Source organism: Streptomyces roseochromogenus subsp. oscitans DS 12.976 (assembly GCF_000497445.1).
In the GTDB taxonomy this organism is placed as follows: Bacteria; Actinomycetota; Actinomycetes; order Streptomycetales; family Streptomycetaceae; genus Streptomyces; species Streptomyces oscitans.
Map to the genome: position 1 here is coordinate 5,073,678 of NZ_CM002285.1, position 4,754 is coordinate 5,078,431.

Genomic DNA, 4,754 nt, shown 5'->3' on the forward strand with positions numbered 1-4,754 from the left:
CCCGCCCACGGCGGGGCGTGCCGGCCGCCGGTCGCCCTGGCCATCGACTGGACGCCGGACCGGCGCGTGCCGGAACACCCGGACTTCCCCCACTCCGCCGTCGCCGACGCCCTGATCCTGGAGGGGGCGGCCCCGGCCCACCGGGTGTTCAAGGGCACCGCGCACCTCACCTCGGTGCTGCGGGTCCCCGGCACCCCGTTCCCGGTCGTCGTCCGCCGCAAGGTCACCCATGTCACCCGGCGCGAACGCAGCTTCCTCAGCGAGCACGGCGTACTCCGGGCCATCGAGCGGTCCGGGGCGGCGGTGGCCGCGCCGCGGGTGCTGGCGCTGGGCGAGAGCCACTCGAAGGACCTCTCCGGCATCCGGACCTACTCCGGGGACCGCTTCGCCGTCCACACCTACGAGGGCCCGCCCGACGTCCGCCGCCGGCCCGAGCACCCGGTGCACGGGCTGCTCCCGCACGAGGCGGACGGCCTGGTCGACCAGTTGGCCGCGCTGACCGGGGTCGACTACACCCTGGTCGACCCGGTGGGCGGCCGGCCCGGCTTCTACGCCTGGCTGAGCGACCAGCTCGTGGCCCTGGTGGCCGGACTGCCCAAAGAGTCCCAGCAGGTGGCCCGCTTCCTCGGCCTGCCCGACGCGCCCCGGCTGCGCGAGATCCTCGCCCGGCACGAGGTCACCGACCGCGCCGCGGCCCTGCTGCACGGCGACCTCAACCCCTGGAACCTGGTGCGCCGCGACGGCCCGCCGGCCCTGACCCTCATCGACTGGGAGCTGGCCGTGGTCGGCGACCCGCTGTACGAGCTGGTCCGGCACATGCATCTGACCCCGACCCGGCCGGAGATCCGTGACCGTATGTTCCAGCGCTGGGAGCGCCGGCTGCCCGCCCGGTGCACCGAGAACTGGCGGGAGGACTGGCGGGTGTACCGGTGGATCGAGATCGTCCGTTCCGCCTACGTCGACCTGGACCGGCTGGTCACCGGCGCGAGCCTGGACGCCCCCAACGTCCGCCGCGCGGTGGAGTCGTACGCCATGACCCTGGCGTCGGCCACCGCCTCCCTGGGCCTGTCGTCCCGGCGCCGGACCGACCCGTGCCTCACCCACGCCCTGGTCCGGCCCACCCGTCCGGGCGGCGCTGCGTAGGGCCTGTCGGCCGGCCGCAGTTCCCCAGGGGCACGGGGCTGTATCGATATGCGGCTCCGCCGCGTGGGCGCGACCACGACGGACCGGTACTCGGCGACGGCCGGTATTCCCGCGGCGCTGAACCGCTCGTCACGCCCCCACGTACGTGGCCAAGTGCTCCCCGGTCAAAGTAGACCTCGCAGCGACCAACTCCGCCGGAGTCCCCTCGAAGACCACCCGCCCTCCGTCATGCCCCGCCCCCGGCCCGAGGTCGATGATCCAGTCCGCGTGGGCCATGACGGCCTGATGGTGCTCGACCACGATGACCGACTTCCCGGAGTCGACCAGCCGGTCGAGCAGCGCGAGGAGGTGTTCCACGTCGGCCAGGTGGAGACCCGTCGTCGGCTCGTCCAGGATGTAGACACCGCCCTTGTCGGCCATGTGCGTGGCCAGCTTCAGCCGCTGCCGCTCGCCGCCCGACAGAGTCGTCAGCGGCTGGCCGAGGGTGAGGTACCCGAGGCCCACGTCGGCCATGCGCTGAAGGATCTTGTGGGCGGCCGGGACATGGGCCTCACCGGAGGCGAAGAACTCCTCCGCCTCGGCCACCGGCATCTCCAGCACCTGAGCGATGTCCCGCCCGCCGAGGGTGTACTCCAGCACCGACGCCTCGAACCGCCTGCCGTCGCACTCCTCGCAGGTCGTGGCGACCCCGGCCATCATCGCCAGATCGGTGTAGACGACGCCCGCGCCGTTGCAAGTGGGGCAGGCGCCCTCGGAGTTGGCGCTGAACAGCGCCGGCTTCACGCCGTTGGCCTTGGCGAACGCCTTGCGGACCGGCTCCAGCAGCCCGGTGTACGTCGCCGGGTTGCTGCGCCGCGAGCCGCGGATCGGGGTCTGGTCGATGGACACCACGTCCGCGCCGGCCGGGATCGACCCGTGCACCAGTGAGCTCTTGCCGGAGCCCGCGACCCCGGTGACGACGGTCAGCACGCCCAGCGGGATGTCGACGTCCACGCTCCGCAGGTTGTGCGTCGTCGCGCCCCTGATCTCCAGCGCGCCCGTCGGCTTGCGGACGGTGTCCTTCACGGCCGCCCGGTCGTCCAGATGGCGGCCGGTGAGAGTGCCGCTGCCCCGCAGCCCCTCCACCGTGCCCTCGAAGCAGACCGTGCCGCCCTCCGTACCGGCACCGGGGCCGAGGTCGACGACGTGGTCGGCGATCGCGATCGCCTCCGGCTTGTGCTCCACGACCAGCACGGTGTTGCCCTTGTCGCGCAGCCGCAGCAGCAGCTCGTTCATCCGCTGGATGTCATGCGGGTGCAGGCCGATGGTCGGTTCGTCGAAGACGTACGTCACGTCGGTCAGCGACGAGCCGAGGTGGCGGATCATCTTCACGCGCTGTGCCTCGCCGCCCGACAGCGTGCCCGCGGGCCGGTCGAGCGAGAGATAGCCGAGGCCGATCTCCACGAACGAGTCGAGGGTGTGCCGCAGGGAGGCCAGAAGCGGTGCCACCGCCGGCTCGGACCGCGACCGTACCCACTCCGCCAGGTCGCTGATCTGCATCGCGCACGCGTCGGCGATGCTGACGCCCTCGATCTTCGAGGACCGGGCCGCCTCGGTGAGCCGGGTGCCCTCGCACTCCGGGCAGACGGTGAAGGTGACCGCGCGGTCCACGAAGGCCCGGATGTGCGGCTGCATGCCCTCCTTGTCCTTGGCGAGCATCGACTTCTGGATCCGCGGGATCAGACCCTCGTAGGTCATGTTGATGCCCGCGATCTTCATCCGGGTCGGCTCGCGGTGCAGGAAGTCCTGCAGCTCCCGCTTGGTGAAGGCGCGGATCGGCTTGTCCGGGTCGTACAGGCCGGACTCCGTGTAGAGGCGGTAGTTCCAGCCGCCCGTCTTGTAGCCGGGGACGGTGAGCGCGCCCTCGTTGAGGGACAGGGAGTCGTCGAAGAGCTGGGTGAGGTCGAGGTCGGTGACCGTGCCCCGGCCCTCGCAGCGCGGGCACATGCCGCCGGTGATGCTGAAGCTGCGCCGCTCCTTCACCTGCTGCCCGCCGCGCTCCACGGTGACCGCACCGGCGCCGCTGATCGAGGCGACGTTGAAGGAGTACGCCTTGGGCGAGCCGATGTGCGGCTTGCCGAGCCGGCTGAACAGGATCCGCAGCATGGCGTTGGCGTCGGTGGCGGTGCCGACGGTGGAGCGCGGGTCGGCGCCCATCCGCTGCTGGTCCACGATGATCGCGGTGGTGAGCCCGTCGAGGACGTCGACCTCGGGCCGCGCCAGCGTCGGCATGAAGCCCTGCACGAAGGCGCTGTACGTCTCGTTGATCAGCCGCTGTGACTCCGCGGCGATCGTGTCGAACACCAGTGAGCTCTTGCCCGAGCCGGACACGCCGGTGAACACGGTCAGCCGGCGCTTGGGCAGCTCGACGCTGATGTCCTTGAGGTTGTTCTCACGGGCGCCGTGCACCCGGATCAGATCATGGCTGTCTGCTGCGTGCGCTGCGGTGCGGTCCATGCCGGCCACGCTAGCGGGGGCGGGATACCCGCCGCTTCTCGAATACTGACCACATTCAGCCCTACGCCGGGCCCGAGGTGTCCGCGGCCAGTGATACGGCGAGGGCGCCGAGCACCGTGCCCATCAGCCAGCGCTGCACCTTCAGCCAGGAGGGACGGCGGGAGAGGAAGACGGCGATCGTGCCGGCGGCGAGCACGATGGTGAAGTTCACCGAGACGCTGATCACGATCTGCACCGAGCCGAGGACGAGACCCTGGAGCAGGACATGGCCCCGGTCCAGGTCGATGAACTGGGGGATCAGGGAGACGTACATGATGGCGATCTTCGGGTTGAGCAGACTCGTCATCAGGCCCATCGTGAACAGCCTGCGCGGTGAATCGTGCGGCACGTCCTGCGGGGCGAAGACCGAGATGCCGCCCGGCTTCAGGGCGTTCCAGGCCAGGTACGCGAGATAGCCGGCGCCGGCCAGCTTCACCGCGAGGTACAGCTCGGGTACGGCGGTGAAGACGACCGAGAGCCCGAGGTTCACGGTGAGCAGGTACACCAGGAAGCCGAGGGCGACCCCGCCGAGGGAGATCATCCCGGCCCGCCTGCCCTGCGTGATGCTGCGCGAGACGAGGTAGATCATGTTCGGTCCGGGCGTGAGCACCATGCCGAGCGCCACCACCGCCAGGCCGAGAATTCCGCTCACATCGACCATGAAAATCCCCCCGACCATCAAATCTCCCTCGTCGCAGCAATGCCGTGAGCGTAGGGCAGGGCAATAGCTCAGTGCAATCAAAAGATTGCGCTCGGTGCAATTCTGTGGTGGGATGGCGGGCCGTGACCGACTACCAGAGCGTCGCCGATGCCGTGGCCGAGGAGATCACGTCCGGTGTGCTGCGGCCAGGCGACCGTCTGCCCCCGCAGCGCGCGTTCGCGAAACGCCACGGCATCGCCAACTCCACCGCCCTGCGCGTGTACCGAGAACTGGCCCGCCGGGGCCTGACCGTCGGCGAGGTGGGACGCGGTACGTTCGTCCGCGCGGCCGCCGCCGACCCGGCCCCCGCACTCACCGAACCGGCGGCCGGCCGGATCGACCTGGAGCTGAACTACCCCTCCGTGCCCGAGCAGAG

At 70.7% G+C, this 4,754-nt stretch carries 4 protein-coding genes; 2 read left to right on the forward strand and 2 right to left on the reverse strand.

From position 1 onward, the window contains the following. Positions 1 to 1,143 (forward strand): phosphotransferase family protein (locus M878_RS71600; protein WP_023549239.1); only part of this gene is annotated, 1,143 nt, incomplete at its 5' end. Between the two features lie 129 nt (positions 1,144 to 1,272). Here the strand turns inward: M878_RS71600 and M878_RS71605 are convergent. Beyond that, positions 1,273 to 3,639, reverse strand: a complete 2,367-nt coding sequence (locus M878_RS71605; RefSeq protein WP_031225458.1) for an ATP-binding cassette domain-containing protein — start codon at positions 3,637 to 3,639, stop codon at positions 1,273 to 1,275. 61 nt (positions 3,640 to 3,700) lie between these two features. Further along, a complete protein-coding gene (locus tag M878_RS71610; RefSeq protein ID WP_023549244.1) occupies positions 3,701 to 4,339 on the reverse strand; it encodes a LysE family translocator in 639 nt (212 codons plus the stop codon). A gap of 122 nt (positions 4,340 to 4,461) precedes the next feature. On the opposite strand from M878_RS71610, the gene M878_RS48465 reads away from it, so the two are divergent. After that, positions 4,462 to 4,754, forward strand: a 293-nt coding sequence (locus M878_RS48465) for a GntR family transcriptional regulator (RefSeq protein ID WP_031225459.1), incomplete at its 3' end; no start/stop codon positions are given.